General features: G+C 62.1%; 5 protein-coding genes (1 of these 5 running past the window's edge). 4 read left to right on the top strand and 1 reads right to left on the bottom strand.

What is annotated here, in order from left to right:
• Positions 1-103 precede the first annotated feature (103 nt).
• Positions 104-1,276 (top strand): MFS transporter, encoded by a 1,173-nt coding sequence (locus ACI514_RS15825; RefSeq protein ID WP_405122002.1) that lies wholly within the window; start codon positions 104-106, stop codon positions 1,274-1,276.
• 101 nt (positions 1,277-1,377) lie between these two features.
• Here the strand turns inward: ACI514_RS15825 and ACI514_RS15820 are convergent, their stop codons facing one another.
• Complete coding sequence (locus tag ACI514_RS15820) at positions 1,378-2,511, bottom strand: cupin-like domain-containing protein (protein ID WP_405122001.1); 1,134 nt, start codon at positions 2,509-2,511, stop codon at positions 1,378-1,380.
• 129 nt (positions 2,512-2,640) lie between these two features.
• Between ACI514_RS15820 and ACI514_RS15815 the strand changes: the two genes are divergently transcribed.
• The 3 genes from ACI514_RS15815 to ACI514_RS15805 all read left to right on the top strand — a co-directional run.
• On the top strand, positions 2,641-3,378 hold the full coding sequence (locus ACI514_RS15815; RefSeq protein WP_160057107.1) for a thioesterase II family protein: 738 nt from the start codon (positions 2,641-2,643) through the stop codon (positions 3,376-3,378).
• A gap of 240 nt (positions 3,379-3,618) precedes the next feature.
• Positions 3,619-15,939: a non-ribosomal peptide synthase/polyketide synthase gene (locus tag ACI514_RS15810; protein ID WP_405122000.1), complete on the top strand. Its 12,321-nt coding sequence runs from the start codon at positions 3,619-3,621 to the stop codon at positions 15,937-15,939.
• On the top strand, positions 15,939-18,542 hold the 5' end (the start) of the coding sequence (locus tag ACI514_RS15805; protein ID WP_405121999.1) for a non-ribosomal peptide synthase/polyketide synthase. It continues 12,384 nt past the right edge of the window; the window shows 2,604 of its 14,988 coding nt (coding positions 1-2,604); the start codon lies at positions 15,939-15,941; its stop codon lies off the right edge, out of view. Before ACI514_RS15810 ends, ACI514_RS15805 begins: the two co-directional genes overlap by 1 nt.

The raw sequence follows: 18,542 nt of genomic DNA, 5'->3' as shown, positions 1-18,542 counted from the left end.
AAAGGCCCTTGGACTTCACTCCTTCACATTCCACCAACAATTGCGCGCTTCCCCGCCACCCGACCCTATGGCAACTTGGCGGCCCTTGATGAGGCTGCAGTCCATGGCAAACCCTTACCGCGAATTATTCAACGCCCCCGGTGCACGAAATTTTGTGCTGGCCGGGATGATCGCGCGCATGCCGATCTCCATGACCGGTATCGGTGTGATCACCATGCTCTCGCAGTTGAAGGGCGGCTATGCGTTGGCCGGTGCGGTGGCGGCGATGTTTGCCTTGGCCACCGCGTTTTGCGCGCCACAGGTGTCGCGTCTGGTTGACCGTTATGGCCAGCGAAAAATTCTCCCGGTATCGGCGTTGATCGGCGGCGGAGCGCTGCTGATGCTGCTGCTCTGCACCCGCTTGCAGGCACCGACCTGGACGCTGTTCATCTTCGCCGCGCTGGCCGGTTGCATGCCGAGCATGTCGGCGATGGTGCGGGCGCGCTGGACGGAAATCTATCGCGGTCAGCCGCAATTGCAGACGGCCTATGCGCTGGAGTCGGTGCTCGATGAAGTCTGTTTCATCGTCGGCCCGCCATTGTCGGTGGGGTTGTGCGTGGCGGTGTTTCCCGAGGCGGGACCGCTGGCGGCGCTGCTGGCGCTGGCGATCGGCGTGACGGCGTTTGTCGCCCAGCACAGCACCGAGCCGGGGGTGCATCCGCACTCGTCCGAAGATCAGGGCTCGATCATTGGTTCGACCGACGTTCAATTACTGCTAGCGCTGATGATCGCCATGGGCGTTATTGTCGGCGTGATTGATGTAGTCAGCGTTGCGTTTGCCCAACAGCAAGGGCAGCCGGCGGCCGCGAGCATCGTGCTGTCGGTGTACGCGATCGGTTCGTGCCTGGCCGGCATCGCCTTCGGTGCGATGCGCTCGAAATTGCCATTGCCGCAGTTGTTCCTGTACGGCGGCGTGGCGACGGCGGTGACGACATTGCCGCTGTTGCTGGCGAGCAATATTTTCGGCTTGTCGCTGGCGGTATTCGTTGCCGGGCTGTTCTTCTCGCCGACGCTGATTGTGGCGATGGCGTTGATTGAACGCATTGTGCCAGCGGCCAAACTCACCGAAGGGTTGACCTGGCTGGTTACCGGTTTGAGTATCGGCGTGGCCGTCGGGGCTGCCGGCTCCGGTTGGCTGGTGGACGCTTTCGGTGCGCGCAGCGGTTTCTGGCTGGCGATTGCAGCAGGGGCGGTGGTGCTTGGCTCCGCGATACAGAGCTACCGCCATCTCAAGTAGGAGCTGCGGCACGCTGCGATCTTTTGATCTTGATCGTTAAAGTCAAAAGATCGCAGCCTCGTTTCACTCGACAGCTCCTACAAAGTGGAGGTGGCAACTGTTTACCAGCCCCGTCCCGAATTCACCCAGAAATTCACCGACAGTGATGTCGACACCGACTCCACCTGATGGAACCAGCCCTCCGGCAAAAACAGCAGATCCCCAGCCTCCAGCGTTACGCGCAGGAAGGTCACGTCCCGAGCGGCGGGGAAGCGCTTGTAATCCGGCGCATCGGGGTTGAAATCACAACCATCCAGCCCGCCCTTCGGCGCCGTCGACCAAGTGCCCAGCGCCTCGCGGTGATGCGGCGCGGCGAGGGTGAATTTCTTCTGTCCCCAGACTTGCGCGAACAGGTTGTCGGTGTCATCGCGATGCAGCGGCGTCAGCGTGCCTTTGGGACCGATCCAGATACGCGGCGGAATGAATAACGAGGCGTCGAAGTAGGCCGGGTATTTGATCTGTTGCATCAACTGCGCTGGCAGAATGTTGTTGCCCATATACGCTGGCGGCTCGCCATCCGCACCCTTGACCGCCGGTTGGTCCAGCGAGGCGATAAAGTCGGCCATCGACGTCGAGCGGAAATCACGTTCGGTGGAGAAGGTTTTCTTCACGTAATCGCCATGGCGGGTGATGCCTTGCAGCTCGGCGAAATGCACCAGCGATTCTTCGCGGCTGAGCTTGAACAGTGGCCAGTCGTGCAGCGCATTGCTGATCACCACCGGAATGCCATTGGGCAGGTAACGGCTGTTGAATTCGGCGACCGACAGATCACTGCGGGCAAGGCGTTCGATGCTGCTTTGGGTCGGCAGGCTGGCGGTGAGTTTTTCACTGAAGCGCGGCGGGGTTGGGTAGCGCTTGTTCATGTCGACTTTTTCCGCCACGGCGCCACCGTGCATCGCATGCTCGATGATTTGCGGCAGCATCGTTGCCAGGCCCATGTTGCCGCCGATTTTCAGGCGCCCGCTGGCGAACAGCTCCTCAACGTTGGCCATGCCGCTCATGATCCCGAGGAAATCGCGCTCGGCGACTTCAATGGTCACGTCCGGGCTGGCGTGAAGTCCTGGCTCGGTGCGGCTGCTGGCCTTGACCTCTGACCAGAAAGCCAGGTGCGGGCCAAAGACGAATTGGAAAACGCCTTCGATGCCGACGGCACCGGCATTGGCGAACAGCTTGCCCAGAATGCTCTGCAGGTCCACGGTGAATCCTCGTTATTGGTTTTGGCCTGAACAGTTAACGAGCGCCTGTGGGGGGAATTTACCGGTCGATGACTAATTTAACCGCCACGGGATCCGTTTCTCTCTACAGATGAATTTTCCGAGGAAAGCGTGGTGACCAAGCTGACCCTGCTGTGCCTGCCGTATTCCGGCGCCAGTGCCATGGTCTACAGCCGCTGGCGGCCGAAACTGCCGCAGTGGCTACACTTGCAACCGGTTGAGCTGCCGGGACGTGGCGCACGTTTTGGTGAGCCGCTGCACACTGACATGCGTGGGCTGGCGATGCAGCTGGCCAAGGAATTGCGCCCGACCCTAAAAGCGCCTTATGCGCTGTTCGGCCACAGCCTTGGCGCGTTGCTGGCCTGCGAAATTGCTCATGCCTTGCGTGCGCTGGGTTGTCCGGAGCCGGTGGCGATGTTCGCTTCGGGAACCGCGGCGCCGACGATGCGTGCCGATTATGATCGCGGCTTTGCCGAACCCAAGACCGACGCCGAATTGATCGAACAATTGCGCACGCTCAATGGCACCAGCGAGGAAGTGCTGGCCAACGAAGAATTGATGAGCCTGACCCTGCCGATCCTGCGTGCCGACTTCCAGCTCTGCGGCAAGTTCGAGCCGCTGGCCCGACCGCTGCTCAACTGCCCGGTGCATGTGTTGGGCGGCAAGGCAGATCGCGCCACCACCGAGCAATTGATCGGCTGGAGCAAGGAAACCCGCGGCAGTTTCTCGGTGGACATGTTCGCCGGCGGGCACTTCTTTATTCATGAGCATGAAGCGAAGGTATTGAAGGTGATCAAGGATCAGCTCGACGTGCATCATCGCCGGCATGCCATGGCCGCCACCGCCTGAACACCGAAAATCCCTGTGGGAGCGAGACTGCTCGCGAATGCGCCCTGTCAGCCAATATAGATGGCGCCTGACACACCGCGTTCGCGAGCAGGCTCGCTCCCACACTGATTTGCACATGTCTCAAACCCTCGCATAGCCCGCCTGACAGTTGTTCTCATTCGCTAATTTTTCCGGTCTGCATTCGTTTTATAGGGATGACGTGCCTTTGTGCTTCCTGCCTACTGATCCGGATGCTGAGAAATGAATGCTGAAGACTCCTTGAAACTTGCTCGCCGGTTTATCGGGTTGCCCCTGGAAAAGCGCCAGATGTTCCTCGCGGCGCTGCAAAAGGAGGGCGTGGATTTCGCCCGGTTTCCGATCCCGGCCGGGATCGAAGCCGAGGATCGCCTGGCGTTGTCCTACGCGCAGCGGCGCATGTGGTTTCTCTGGCAACTCGATCCGCAGAGCGGCGCCTATAACCTGCCGGGCGCGGTGCGCCTGAGCGGCCGCCTCAACCTCGGCGCGCTGGAGCAAGCTTTCGCTAGCCTGGTCGAGCGTCACGAAACTCTGCGCACGGTGTTCCAGCGCCAGGCGGACGACAGCCTGTTGCAGGTGCCGGCCACGGCGCCGCTGATGATCAGGCATGAAGATTTCAGCGCGCTGCCAGCCAGTGAGCGGGAACAGGCCGTGGTGCAGGCCGCCGAACAGCAATCGGTATTGCCGTTCGATCTGGCCGTCGGCCCGCTGCTGCGGGTGACCTTGCTCAAGCTCGCCGAGCAGGAACATGTTCTGCTGCTGACCCTGCACCACATCGTCTCCGATGGCTGGTCGATGAACGTGCTGATCGACGAATTCATTCGTTGCTACGACGCGTTCGATGCCGGTCAGCCGCCACAGCTGAGCGCGCTGCCGATCCAGTACAGCGACTATGCCCTGTGGCAGCGCCGTTGGTTGGAGGCCGGCGAGCAGGCGCGGCAACTCGATTACTGGCAAGCACAACTGGGTGACGAACACCCGGTGCTGGAGCTGCCGCTGGATCATGCCCGCCCGGCGATGCCGAGCTATCGCGGCACTCGTTACGAATTCGCCATTGATGGGCAATTGGCCGAGCAACTGCGCAATACCGCGCAGAAGTATCAGGTCACCCTGTTCATGTTGTTGCTCGGTGCCTTCAACGCGCTGCTGCATCGCTACACCGGTCAGACTGACATCCGTGTCGGCGTGCCGATTGCCAACCGCAACCGTGGCGAAATCGAAGGGCTGATCGGCTTCTTCGTCAACACTCAGGTGTTGCGTACTCGACTGGACGGGCAGACGCGAGTCGATGACCTGCTGCGCGGGATCAAGGAAACCGCGCTCGGCGCTCAGGCGCATCAGGATCTGCCATTCGAGCAACTGGTCGAAGCACTGAAACTGGAGCGCAGCCTCAGTCACACGCCGCTGTTCCAGGTGATGTACAACCATCAGCCGCAAGTGGCCGATATCGCCACCCTCAGCACGGCGTCCGGTCTGGTGCTCGACAGCCTCGACTGGCAGAGCCGCACCACCCAATTCGATCTGACCCTGGATACCTACGAGAAGGGCGGCAAGTTGCACGCCGCGCTGACGTACGCCAGCGATTTGTTCGAGCCCGCGACCATTGAGCGCATGGCGCGCCACTGGCTGCGTCTGCTCACCGCCATGGTCGCCGATCCGTCGCAACGCATCGGCGAATTGCCGTTGCTGGAAGCGGATGAACAACACACGCTGGTGCATGACTGGAACAACGTCCACGCGGTCTATCCGACCGAAACACCGATACACCAACTGATCGAAGCGCAAGTTGCGCGTACGCCGAATGCGCCGGCGCTGCTGTTCGGTGAGCAGACCCTGAGCTACGCCGAACTGGATGCCCGCGCCAACCGCCTGGCGCATCTGCTGCGTGAGCAAGGCGTGCGGGCCGACAGTCTGGTCGGTGTGTGCGCCCTGCGTTCGGTGGAAATGGTCATCGCGCTGCTGGCGATTCTCAAGGCTGGCGGTGCTTATGTGCCACTGGATCCGGAGTACCCGCAGGAACGTCTGGCGTACATGATCGAGGACAGCGGCATCACCTTGCTGCTGACTCAGGATGCTTTGCGGGCATCGCTGCCGACTGACGGGGTCAAGGTCATCACACTGGATCAGCCAGGTCTGCTTGACGGCTACAGCGACAGCCGTCCCGAGGTCAGCGTCGATCCGCTGAATCTGGCCTATGTGATTTACACCTCCGGCTCTACCGGTAAACCGAAAGGCGCCGGCAACAGCCACGCCGCGCTGGTCAACCGTTTGTGCTGGATGCAGGAAGCGTACGCGATCGATGCCAGCGATTCGGTGTTGCAGAAAACCCCGTTCAGTTTCGACGTGTCGGTCTGGGAGTTCTTCTGGCCGCTGCTGACCGGCGCGCGCCTGGTGGTTGCCGCGCCGGGTGCGCACCGCGATCCGCTGCAACTGATCGACATCATCAACCGCCACGGCATCAGCACGCTGCACTTTGTGCCGTCGATGTTGCAGGCGTTCATTCACGAGGCGGGCGTTGAAAGCTGCGTGGGCCTCAAGCGCATCGTCTGCAGCGGTGAAGCGCTGCCGCTGGACGCGCAACTGCAAGTCTTCGCCAAGCTGCCGAATGCCGGCCTCTACAACCTCTACGGCCCGACCGAAGCGGCCATCGACGTGACCCACTGGACCTGCGTTGACGAAGGCGCCGACAGCGTGCCGATCGGCCGGCCGATCGCCAACCTGCGTACCCACGTCCTCGACGCCGAGTTGCTGCCGGTGCCAAGTGGGGTGGCTGGCGAACTGTATCTGGGCGGTGCCGGTCTCGCGCGCAGTTATCACCAGCGTCCGGCGCTGACCGCCGAGCGTTTTGTGCCGTGCCCGTTCCACGACGGCGCGCGGCTGTACCGCACCGGAGACCGTGTGCGTCAGCGCGCCGACGGCGTGATCGAATACCTCGGTCGTCTCGACCATCAAGTGAAACTGCGCGGTCTGCGCATTGAGCTGGGCGAAATCGAAACCCGCCTGATGCAGCACCCGCTGGTGCGCGAAGCGGTGGTGCTGGTGCAGGGCGGCAAGCACTTGGTGGCCTACCTTGTGCTGGAACAGGCTCAGCCGGACGAACAGTGGCAGCAGGACGTCAAGGCGTGGCTGCTCGGCAGCCTGCCGGAATTCATGGTGCCGGCCTACCTGATGACGCTGGAAAAACTGCCGGTAACGGCCAACGGCAAACTCGATCGCAAAGCCTTGCCGCAACCGGACGCCGCGCCGCAACAGGCGTTCGTCGCGCCGCAGGATGCGCTGCAAAAAGCTCTGGCGGCGATTTGGGAGGACGTGCTCGGCCTTGAACGCGTCGGCCTCGAAGACAACTTCTTCGAACTGGGCGGCGACTCGATCATCTCGATTCAAGTGGTCAGCCGTGCGCGGCAGGCCGGGATTCGACTCAGCCCGCGCGACCTGTTCCAGTACCAGACTGTGCGCAGCCTCGCGCTGGTTGCCACGCTGGATAATCAGACCTCGGTAGATCAAGGGCCGGTGACCGGCAGCGCCTTACTCGGGCCGATCCAGCAGTACTTCTTCAGTCGCGCGATGCCGCTGCGTGAACACTGGAACCAGTCGCTGCTGCTGACGCCGCGCGACACATTGAATGCACAGTGGCTTGATGCCGCGCTGGCGCAGGTGATCAATCATCACGACGCCTTGCGCCTGCGCTTTGTCGAAAGCGCCGAAGGCTGGCAGCAAAGCCACGGCCCGCTGGTCGACAGTGCTGAGCTGTGGCTGCGTGACGCCGAGACTGCTGAGCAATTGCAGGCGCTGTGCAACGAAGCCCAGCGCAGCCTTGATCTGCAAAACGGTCCGCTGCTGCGTGCACTGCTGGTGACGCTGGCCGATGGCTCTCAGCGCCTGGCGTTGATTATTCACCACTTGGCGGTGGACGGCGTTTCCTGGCGGGTGTTGCTGGAAGATGTTCAGCAGGCGTACGAGCAATTGGCGGCGGGAGGCGGCATTCAGTTGCCGGCCAAGACCAATGCCTTCCAGACCTGGACCGCGCGCCTCGAAAGCGCCGCTTCACGCTTCGACGAACAACTGGATTACTGGAAAACCCAGCATCAAGGTGCGCAGGATTTGCCGTGCGAACGTCCCGATGGCAGCCTGCAAAACCTGCACGGCGAGAAAATCGAATGGCGCCTTGATGCCGAGCGCACCCGTCAGTTGCTGCAACAGGCACCGGCCGCGTATCGCACGCAGGTCAATGATCTGCTGCTCACCGCATTGGCGCGCACCATCAGCCGCTGGACCCGGCAGCCGGGTACGCTGATTGAACTGGAAGGGCATGGTCGTGAAGACCTGTTCGATGACATCGACCTGACCCGCACCGTGGGCTGGTTCACCAGTCTGTTCGCGGTCAAGCTGACGGCTAGTGACGATCTCGACGGGTCGATCAAGTCGATCAAGGAGCAGCTGCGCGCGGTGCCGGACAAAGGTCTGGGCTACGGCGTGCTGCGTTATCTGGCGGCGCCATCGGTGCGCGCCGAGCTGGCGCAGTTGGCACCGCCACGCATTACCTTCAACTACCTCGGCCAGTTCGACCGTCAGTTCGACGACGCCGCGCTGTTAGTGCCGTCCGCTGAAACCAGCGGCGTCGCCCAGGATCCGGCTGCGCCCTTGGCCAACTGGCTGACCGTAGAAGGTCAGGTGTATGGCGGTGAGTTGTCGATGAGCTGGGGTTTCAGTCGTGAGATGTTCGACAGCGCGACCGTGCAGCATCTGGTCGATCGATACGCGCTGGAACTGCATGCGCTGATCGAGCATTGCTGCACGTTGCAAGCCGCGCAAGCGACGCCGTCGGACTTCCCGCTGGCGCGCGTGACGCAAGCGCAACTGGATGGGTTGCCGGTGCCAGCGGGTCAACTCGACGATGTCTATCCTCTGTCGCCGATGCAGCAAGGCTTGCTGTTCCATACCCTCTACGAACAAGCCGCGGGCGAGTACATCAACCAGTTGCGCGTTGACGTACAAGGTCTCGATCCCGAGCGGTTCCGCGCTGCGTGGCAAGCCACCGTCGATGCGCAGGACATTCTGCGCAGCGGGTTCGTCTGGCAGGGTGAGCTGGCGCAGCCGGTGCAGATCGTCCACAAGCAGGTGCATCTGCCATTCAGCACGCTGGACTGGCGCGACCGCGACGATCAGCCCGCAGCGCTTGCGGCGTTGGCCGATGCCGAGCGTCAGCAAGGTTTCGATCTGAGCAGTGCACCATTGTTGCGACTGCTGCTGGTGCAGACTGGCGCCGAGCAATGGCACCTGATTTACACCCATCACCACATCCTCATGGACGGCTGGAGCAACTCACAGTTGCTCGGCGAAGTCTTGCAGCGCTACAGCGGGCGCACGCCGGCGAATGGCGGCGGGCGTTATCGCGACTACATCGCCTGGCTGCAACGCCAGGATGGTCAACTGAGTCAGGCATTCTGGAGCGGTCAATTGGCCGCGCTGCAAGAGCCGACGCGACTGGCGCGCGCAGCCACCGGCGGCGAGAACCTCAGCGGCCACGGCGATCACTACCTGACCCTGGACGTGCAGCGCACTCAAACACTGGAGGCCTTCGCCCGCCAGCAAAAAGTCACCGTCAACACCTTGGTGCAAGCGGCGTGGCTGCTGTTGCTGCAACGCTATACCGGTCACGAAGCCGTGGCGTTCGGTGCGACCGTGGCCGGGCGTCCGGCGGATCTGCCGGGCATCGAGCAACAGGTGGGTCTGTTCATCAACACCTTGCCGGTGATTGGCGCGCCGCGTCCGGATCAAAGCGTTGGCAGCTGGTTGCAAGCCGTTCAGGCGCAAAACCTGAGCCTGCGCGACTTCGAACACACGCCACTGGCGGACATCCAGCGTTGGGCCGGGCAGGGCGGTGAAGCACTGTTCGACAATATTCTGGTGTTCGAAAACTACCCGATTGCCCAGGCGCTGAGTCAGGCCGGACAAGGACTGACATTCGGCGAGGTCGGTAACCTCGAACAGACGCACTATGCACTGAGCGTGGCGGTCACGCTTGGCCAGCAACTGGCGTTGCACTACAGCTTTGATCGCGGCCAGTTTGACAGCGATGTCGTCGCCGGCATCAGTGCACACCTGCTGCAATTGTTGGAACAGTTCGCCCTGTCGGCCGAGCGCAATCTCGGTGAAATCGCTCTGGCAGATGCTCAAGAGCAGGCACGCCAGCAAGCCGAAAACCACCCGCAGCCGTACCCGGTGGACATCGGCGTGCATCAGCGCATTGCCGCATTGGCCGCTGAAAATCCGCAACGCACAGCGGTGATTTTCAATGATCAGCATTTCAGCTACGGCGAAATCGACCAGCGAGCCAATCAACTGGCGCACGCGCTGATCGCCCGTGGTGTCGGTGCCGAAACCCGCGTTGGCGTAGCGTTGCCGCGCAGTGAGTCGGTAATCGTCGCGCTGCTGGCCGTGCTCAAGGCGGGCGGCGCCTATGTGCCGCTGGACACCAGTTATCCGCGCGAGCGTCTGGCCTATCTGATCGAAGATTCCGGGCTGGCGCTGCTGATCAGCGACTCGTCGGTGTCGGCGCAATTGCCGGTCGATGAAGCGGTGCCGCTGCTGGAACTGGATCGCCTCGATTTGCGTGAGCTGCCGATCAAGGCACCGCAGGTGCAACTCGATCCGCACAACCTCGCCTACGTTATCTACACCTCCGGTTCCACCGGCAACCCGAAAGGCGTCAGCGTCGCGCACGGCCCGTTGGCCATGCACTGTCAGGCCATTGGTCAGCGCTATGAGATGCGTGACAGCGACTGCGAATTCCACTTCATGTCGTTCGCCTTCGATGGTGCCCACGAACGCTGGCTGACCAGCCTGACTCACGGTGCGTCGCTGCTGATTCGCGACGACACGCTGTGGACGCCGGAGCAGACCTACAACGCAATGATCGAACACGGCGTAACCGTGGTCGCCTTCCCGCCGGTGTACTTGCAACAACTGGCCGAACACGCCGAGCGCGTCGGCAATCCGCCGAAGGTGCGTATCTATTGCTTCGGCGGTGATGCGGTGCCGAACGCGAGTTTCGAGCGGGTTAAACGCGCGCTCGATCCGGACTACATCATCAACGGTTACGGCCCGACCGAAACCGTGGTCACCCCACTGATCTGGAAGGCCGGACGCGAAGTGCCATGCGGTGCAGCCTATGCGCCAATCGGCAGCCGCATTGGTGACCGTAGCGCTTATGTGCTCGACGCCGATTTGAACCTGCTGCCGCAAGGCATGGCCGGTGAGTTGTACCTTGGTGGTACAGGGTTGGCGCGGGGTTACCTGAACCGTCCGGGTCTGACCGCCGAGCGCTTTGTCGCTGATCCGTTCAGCACCACCGGCGGTTTGCTTTATCGCACGGGCGACCTGGTGCGTCAGCGTGGCGATGGCACGTTCGACTATCTGGATCGCATCGATAATCAGGTGAAAATTCGTGGCTTCCGCATCGAGCTCGGCGAAGTCGAAGCGGCGCTGCAAGCCCTCGACGGCGTGCGCGAAGCGGTGGTCGTCGCGCAGGAAGGCAGCGCCGGCAGTGGCAAGCGCTTGGTGGCGTATGTAGTCGGCGATGCAGACCGTGCCGGCTTCACCGACGATCTGCGTGCACAACTCAAGGCGACGTTGCCGGCGCACATGGTGCCGGCGTACGTGCTGCGTCTGGAACGCATGCCGCTGACACCGAACGGCAAACTGGATCGCAAGAACCTGCCGAAACCGGACGTCAGCCAACTGCAGCAAACTTACGTTGCACCGCAAACCGCGCTAGAACAGCAACTGGCGACGATCTGGCAGGACGTGCTCAAACTTGAGCAAGTGGGCGTCAGCGACAACTTCTTCGAGCTGGGCGGCGACTCGATCATTTCGATTCAGGTGGTCAGCCGTGCACGGCAGGCCGGGATTCGCTTTACACCGAAAGACCTTTTTCAGCACCAGACCATCGCGGCGTTGGCGTTGGTGGCGCAGACCGGTGAAGCGCTGCAGTCGATTGATCAGCAACCGGTGACGGGCAGCACTGCGCTGTTGCCGATTCATCAGGAATTCTTCGCGCAGGCGATTCCCGATCGTCATCACTGGAACCAGTCGGTGATGCTCAAGCCGAATCAGGCGCTGGACGCGCAGCTGCTGGAACAAGCGCTGGACGCTTTGGTACTGCATCACGACAGCTTGCGTCTGGACTTTGTCGAGCAGGCTGACGGCTGGGTCGCGCAATACCGCGATGCTGCAACGCAAGCGGGCGAGACCATCCTCTGGCAAGTCGAGGTGGCTGATCTTGCTGCCCTTGAGGCACTGGGTGACAAGGCTCAACGCAGCTTGCAATTGAGCGGTGGCTCGCTGATTCGCGCGGTGTTGGCGAACCTGGCCGACGGCAGTCAGCGTCTGCTGCTGATCGTGCATCACTTGGTGGTCGACGGCGTGTCGTGGCGGATTTTGTTCGAAGACCTGCAAAACGCTTATCGGCAGCTCAGCGCTGGCGCGTCCGTGCAATTGCCGGCGAAAACCAGTGCAGTCAAAGCTTGGGCGGCAGCCTTGCAGGACTACGCGGCAAGCCCTGCGTTGCAGACTGGGTTGAGCTTCTGGCAGCACCAGTTGCGAGGCGCTTCGGCTGACCTGCCTTACGACCATCCGCACGGCGGGCAGCAACACGATCAGGCGCTGACAATCCGCAGCAAACTGGACAAAGCCCTGACCCGTCAACTCTTGCAGGACGCGCCACAGGCCTATCGCACGCAGGTCAACGATCTGCTGCTGACGGCATTGGCGCGAGTGATGGTGCGCTGGACCGGCGCTGACAACGCGTTGGTCTTGCTTGAGGGCCACGGTCGCGAAGACCTCTTCGACAACATCGATCTGACCCGCACGGTCGGTTGGTTCACCAGTGTGTTCCCGGCGCGTCTGTCGCCAGTGGCTGAGCTGGGGGCTTCGCTGAAACAGATCAAGGAGCAGTTGCGGGCGATTCCGCACAAAGGCATCGGCTTCGGTGCGCTGGCACATCTGGGCGATGCGCAGGCTCGCGAAACGCTGCAGGCCTTGCCGGCGCCGCGCCTGACCTTCAACTATCTGGGCCAGTTCGATGGCAGCTTTGCCGAGGCGGATGAGGCTTTGTTCGCACCGACCAGCGAATCCGGTGGCGCCGAAGTCAATATGCAAGGGCCGCTGGGCAACCCGCTGGCGCTGAACGGCAAAGTCTTCGGCGGTGAACTGGACCTGAGCTGGACTTACAGCGGCGCCATGTTCGACGCGGCGACCATTCAGCGTCTGGCCGATGACTATGTGCAGGAGCTGACAGCACTGATCGGCCACTGTTGCGACAGCGGCAACCGCGGCGTGACGCCGTCGGACTTCCCGCTGGCGCAACTGTCGCAAGCGCAACTGGATGCGCTGGTGCTGGAGCCGCAAGGCATCGATGACATCTACCCGCTATCGCCGATGCAGCAGGGTATGTTGTTCCACACCCTGCTCGAACAGGGCAGTGGCGACTATATCAACCAGATGCGGCTGGACGTCGATGGCGTCGATCCGCAGCGTTTCCACGCCGCGTGGCAAGCGGTGGTGGATGCCCACGACATTCTGCGCACGGGGTTCTTCTGGCAGGGCGACTTGCCGCAACCGGTGCAAGTGGTGCAACGGCAGGTGGACGTGCCGTTCAGTGTGCTCGACTGGAGCGGCAAGGCTGATCTGGATTCGGCGTTGCAAACCCTGGTTGATGAGGAGCGCGCACTGGGGCTGGACCTGACCTGTGCGCCGCTGCTGCGTCTGGTGCTGGTGCGCACGGCGACTGATCGTCATCACCTGATTTACACCAACCATCACATCCTGATGGATGGCTGGAGCAGTGCGCAATTGCTCGGCGAAGTGCTGCAGCATTATCGCGGCGAAGCGGTGCCGCGTCCGGCGGGTCGCTATCGCGATTACATCGGTTGGCTGCAACGTCAGGATGCAACGGCGGCTGAAGCCTACTGGCTGGCGGCGCTGGAACCTCTGCACGAGCCGACGCGTCTGGCCAATGCCATTGCACGGCCAGTCGATGCTTTGCCAAGTGTCGGTTACGGCGACCATTACCAAGTGCTGGATGCTGATCTGAGCGTGCGTCTTGGTGAATTTGCCCGGGCCTCGAAAGTCACCGTTAACACACTGGTGCAAGCCGCATGGCTGCTGCTGTTGCAGCGCTACACCGGCAAGGACTGCGTGGCGTTCGGCGCGACCGTGGCCGGGCGTCCGGCGGATCTGCCGGGGGCCGAGGAGCAGATCGGTCTGTTCATCAACACCTTGCCAGTGGTGGCCGCGCCGCAAACGCAGCAAAGTCTGGCCAGTTGGCTGCAAGCCGTGCAGGCGCAGAACCTCGCTTCACGCGAGTTCGAACACACGCCGCTGGCGGACCTTCAGCGCTGGGCCGGGCAGGGCGGTGACGCACTGTTCGACAGCCTGATGGTTTTCGAGAACTATCCGATTGGCGAAGCGCTGGAGCGCGGCGCGCCGCAGGGTTTGCGTTTCGGTGCAGTGGTCAATCAGGAACAGACCAACTATCCGTTGACCTTGCTGGTGAGCATGGGCGCGCAACTGTCGGTGCACTTCAGTTACCAGCGCGACAGTTTCGCCCCGGCCAGCGTGGCGCAGTTGGGCGCGAGTCTGCAGCGTTTGCTGACGCAGATGGCTGCAGCAGGTGAACGTTCGTTGAGCGAGTTGAACCTGATCGACCACATCACGAACGTCGACACCGACTTCGTCACCGAACTGTGCATTCATCAAGGCATTGCCCGCCAAGTGGCAGCAACGCCGGATGCGCTGGCGGTGACCTTCGCCGATACACGACTGACCTACGGCGAACTGGACGCGCAGGCCAACCGTCTGGCGCACAAGTTGATCGAGCTCGGTGTCGGTCCTGAAGTGCGCGTAGGCGTGGCGATGCCGCGTTCCGAGCAGTTGCTGATTGCGCTGTTGGCAGTGCTCAAGTCGGGTGGCGCTTATGTGCCGCTGGACCCGGATTACCCGGCTGATCGCGTTGCCTACATGCTTGAAGACAGCCGTGCGCGAGTGCTGCTCACCGAGCAAGCAGTCGCGGCGACGCTGAGCGTGCCGGGCGATACGCAGGTGCTGCTGATGGATCAGGATTCGCTGAGCGGTTATTCAGCCGTCGCACCGCAAACCAAAGTGCAGCCGGACAACCTCGCGTATGTGATCTACACCTCCGGTTCCACCGGCAAACCGAAAGGCGTAGCGATTGCCCACCGCAATGTCATGGCGCTGATCGATTGGTCGGCCAAGGTCTACAGCCGTGACGACATTCAAGGCGTGCTGGCGTCAACTTCGGTGTGCTTCGACCTGTCGGTGTGGGAGCTGTTTGGCACGTTGGCCAATGGCGGTTCGCTGATCATCGCGCGCAACGCGCTGGAGTTGCCGAACCTGCCGGCGCGCGATCAGGTACGCCTGATCAACACCGTACCGTCGGCCATCGCTGCGCTGCAACGCGCCGGGCAGATTCCGCCGAGCGTGCGCATCATCAACCTGGCCGGTGAGCCGCTGAAACAAGGGCTGGTCGACGCGCTGTATCAACAGCCCACCGTTGAGCATGTCTACGACCTTTACGGCCCGTCGGAAGACACCACCTATTCGACGTGGACTCATCGCACCGCCGGTGGCCAGCCGCGCATCGGTCGTGCTCTCGATCACAGCGCCAGTCACTTGCTCGACGCCGATCTGCAAGCGGTACCGCACGGGGTTTCGGCGGAGCTGTACTTGTCTGGTGCCGGCATCACCCGCGGTTATCTGGGCCGTGCGGCGATGACCGCTGAGCGCTTTGTGCCGAACCCGTTGGTTGGCAATGGCGAGCGCATGTACCGCACCGGCGACCTGATTCGTGAACGCGAAGAGGGCGAGCTGGAGTACATGGGGCGGATCGACCATCAGGTGAAAATTCGTGGATTCCGCATCGAACTGGGCGAGATCGAGGCGCGATTGCTCGCGCAACCGGTGGTCACCGAAGCGGCGGTGCTTGCCGTTGAAGGCGAGGGCGGTGCGCAACTGGTGGCCTACGTGGTCGCCGCGCAACTGGATCTGTATGACGGTGAAGCGCAGCGGCAACTGCGCGACGGACTAAAGACTGGCCTCAAGTCTTCGTTACCTGACTACATGATTCCCGCGCACCTGCTGTTCCTTGAGCAGTTGCCACTGACGCCCAACGGCAAACTCGACCGCAAGGCCCTGCCCGCGGTGGATGCCAGCCAGATGCAGGCCGCGTATGTCGCGCCGCAGAGTGAGCTTGAGCAGCAGGTCGCGGCGATCTGGCAGCAAGTGCTCGAGGTTGAACGCATTGGTCTGAACGATCACTTCTTCGAACTGGGCGGGCACTCGCTGCTGGCGGTCAACGTGGTGTCGCGCATGGCCCTTGAACTGGGCCTGACGCTGACCCCGCAACTGTTATTCCAGCACCCCGTCCTGAGCGACTTTGTCGCTCGACTCGATACAGGAGGCGGGGCAATCAACGAACAGAAACTGAACAAGCTGGAAGCCCTGCTTGACGATATGGAGGAAGTCTGATGGACAAGAGTGTTGCTTTGAGGGTAGCCAAGCGCTTTATCACTCTGCCGCTGGACAAACGTAAGCTGTACCTGGAAAAGATGCTCGAAGAGGGCGTCTCTCCGGCCAACCTGCCGATCCCGGAAACACGTTCCGGGTTTGCAGCGATTCCTCTGTCGTACGCTCAGGAACGCCAACTGTTCCTCTGGCAAATGGACCCGCACAGCACCGCGTATCACATTCCCAGCGCCTTGCGCCTCAAGGGGCAGCTGGACGTGGCGGCGCTGGAGCGCAGCTTCAATGCCGTGGCCGCGCGTCATGAAAGTTTGCGCACCACGTTCGCCGAGCACGGCGAAACTTTCTGTCAGGTGATTCACCCGCAGTTGCCGCTGAGCATCACCCTGGCCCCTTTACCGGCCGGCCTCGACACCGCTGGCGCAGAGGCGGCGATCAAGGCGTTCGTCGAAAGCGAAACCGCGCGCCCGTTCAATCTGCAACAGGGGCCGCTGCTGCGCGTGGCATTGCTCAAGGTCGCCGATGACGATCATGTGCTGGTGTTGATCCAGCACCACATCATCTCCGATGGCTGGTCGATCAAAGTGCTGGTCAACGAGTTGATCCAGCATTACGCCGCCGACACCGCCGGGCAGCCACTGGCATTGCCGGAACTGGAGGTGCAATACGCCGACTACGCGATCTGGCAGCGTCACTGGCTGGAAGCGGGCGAGCGTGAGCGGCAACTGGCTTACTGGATCAAGACGCTGGACGGCGAGCAGCCGGTGCTGGAATTGCCCATCGACTTTCCGCGCCCGGCGGTGCAAAGCCTGCGCGGTGCACGTCTGCAACTGGACCTGCCAGCCGCCCTCGGCGATGCGCTCAAACAACTGGCCCAGCGTGAAGGCGCGAGCCTGTTCATGGTGTTGCTGGCGTCGTTCCAGGCGTTGCTGCATCGCTACAGTGGCCAGGCGCAGATTCGTGTCGGCGTGCCGACTGCCAACCGCAACCGGGTCGAAACTGAAGGCCTGATTGGCTTCTTCGTCAACACCCAGGTCTTGAATGCCGAGGTCAATGGTCAACTGCCGTTCAACCAATTGCTGGCGCAGGTCAAGCAAGCGGCGATGGCCGCCCAAGCGCATCAGGATCTGCCGTTCGAGCAGTTGATCGAAGCGCTGCAACCGGAACGCAGCCTGAGCCACAGCCCGGTGTTCCAAGTGATGTTCAACCATCAGACCAGCCGTGATCAGGGCCGTGGCGCGGTGCAACTGCCGCAACTGAGCGTCGAGGATGTGCAGTGGGAAGGGCGCACCGCGCAATTCGACCTGACCCTCAATACCTATGAATCGAATGACGGTTTTGCCGCCGAGCTGACCTACGCCACCGATCTGTTCAAACCGGAAACCGTCGAGCGTCTGGCCCGTCACTGGCAGAACCTGTTGCAAGGCATCATCACCGCGCCAACCCAGCGTGTCGGCGAACTGCCGCTGCTGGACAGCGCTGAACACGGCGTGTTGTTGCAGGACTGGTTGCGCGTGGCGGATCACAGTGCGCAGGCCGAGTGCGTGCAGCAGGACTTTGCCTTGCAGGCGCAACAAAACCCGCAGGCCACGGCGCTGATCATCGGCGACGAGGTGCTGACGTATGGCGAACTGGATACCCGGGCCAATCAACTGGCGCATCACCTGATCAAGGCCGGCGTCGGCCCGGATCAGCTGGTCGGCATCGAGGTCGAGCGCAGCGTCGAAATGATCGTCGGCCTGCTGGCAATCCTCAAGGCCGGTGGCGCGTATGTGCCGCTGGATCCGGCGTATCCCGAGGATCGTCTGGCCTACATGATCGAAGACAGCGGTCTGCAATTGCTGCTGACCCAAACGCACTTGCAGGCGCAATTGCCGATCCCGGCGGGTGTGCAAACCCTGTTGCTCGATCAGCCCGGTGACTGGCTGGCGGCTTACCCACAGACCGCGCCGGACGTTGCCGTCAATGGCGAACACTTGGCGTACACGATCTACACCTCCGGCTCTACCGGCAAACCGAAAGGCGTGATGGTACGCCACGCGGCGCTGCGCAACTTTGTCGCGAGCATGATCAAGCAGCCGGGGATTGCCGCTGCGGATCGCATGCTGTCGCTGACCACGTTCTCCTTCGATATTTTCGGCCTGGAAATCTACGGCCCGCTGCTCGCCGGCGCCTGTGTGGTACTGACCGGCAAGGACGTGCATCAAGACCCGCAAGCGGTGCTCGAACTGATCGAGCGTCATGCCGTCAGCGTGCTGCAAGCCACGCCATCGACCTGGCGCATGCTGCTCGACAACGAACACGCAGCGATTCTCAAGGGCCGCACGTTCCTCTGTGGCGGTGAAGCGCTGCCGCAGGAACTGGCCCAGCGCATGCTGGCGCTGACGCCGAGTGTGTGGAACCTGTATGGCCCGACCGAAACCACGATCTGGTCGGCGCAACATGCGCTGAGCGTGGACAACAGTCGTCCATTCCTTGGCACGCCGATCGACAACACCGCGCTGTACATCCTCGGCAGCGACCTTGAGTTGAATCCGCTCGGCGCACCCGGTGAATTGCTGATTGGTGGTGACGGTCTGGCGCGTGGTTATTTCCAGCGTCCGAGCCTG

It is taken from the genome of Pseudomonas sp. M20 (assembly GCF_045037865.1).
Classification (GTDB): Bacteria; Pseudomonadota; Gammaproteobacteria; order Pseudomonadales; family Pseudomonadaceae; genus Aquipseudomonas.
This window is presented reverse-complemented; position numbering and strand designations above follow the sequence as displayed.

Coding starts and splice junctions, on each gene's coding strand:
- ACI514_RS15810 (WP_405122000.1), top strand. CDS start 3,619: ATGAATGCTGAAGACTCCTTGAAACTTGCTCGCCGGTTTATCGGGTTG.
- ACI514_RS15825 (WP_405122002.1), top strand. CDS start 104: ATGGCAAACCCTTACCGCGAATTATTCAACGCCCCCGGTGCACGAAAT.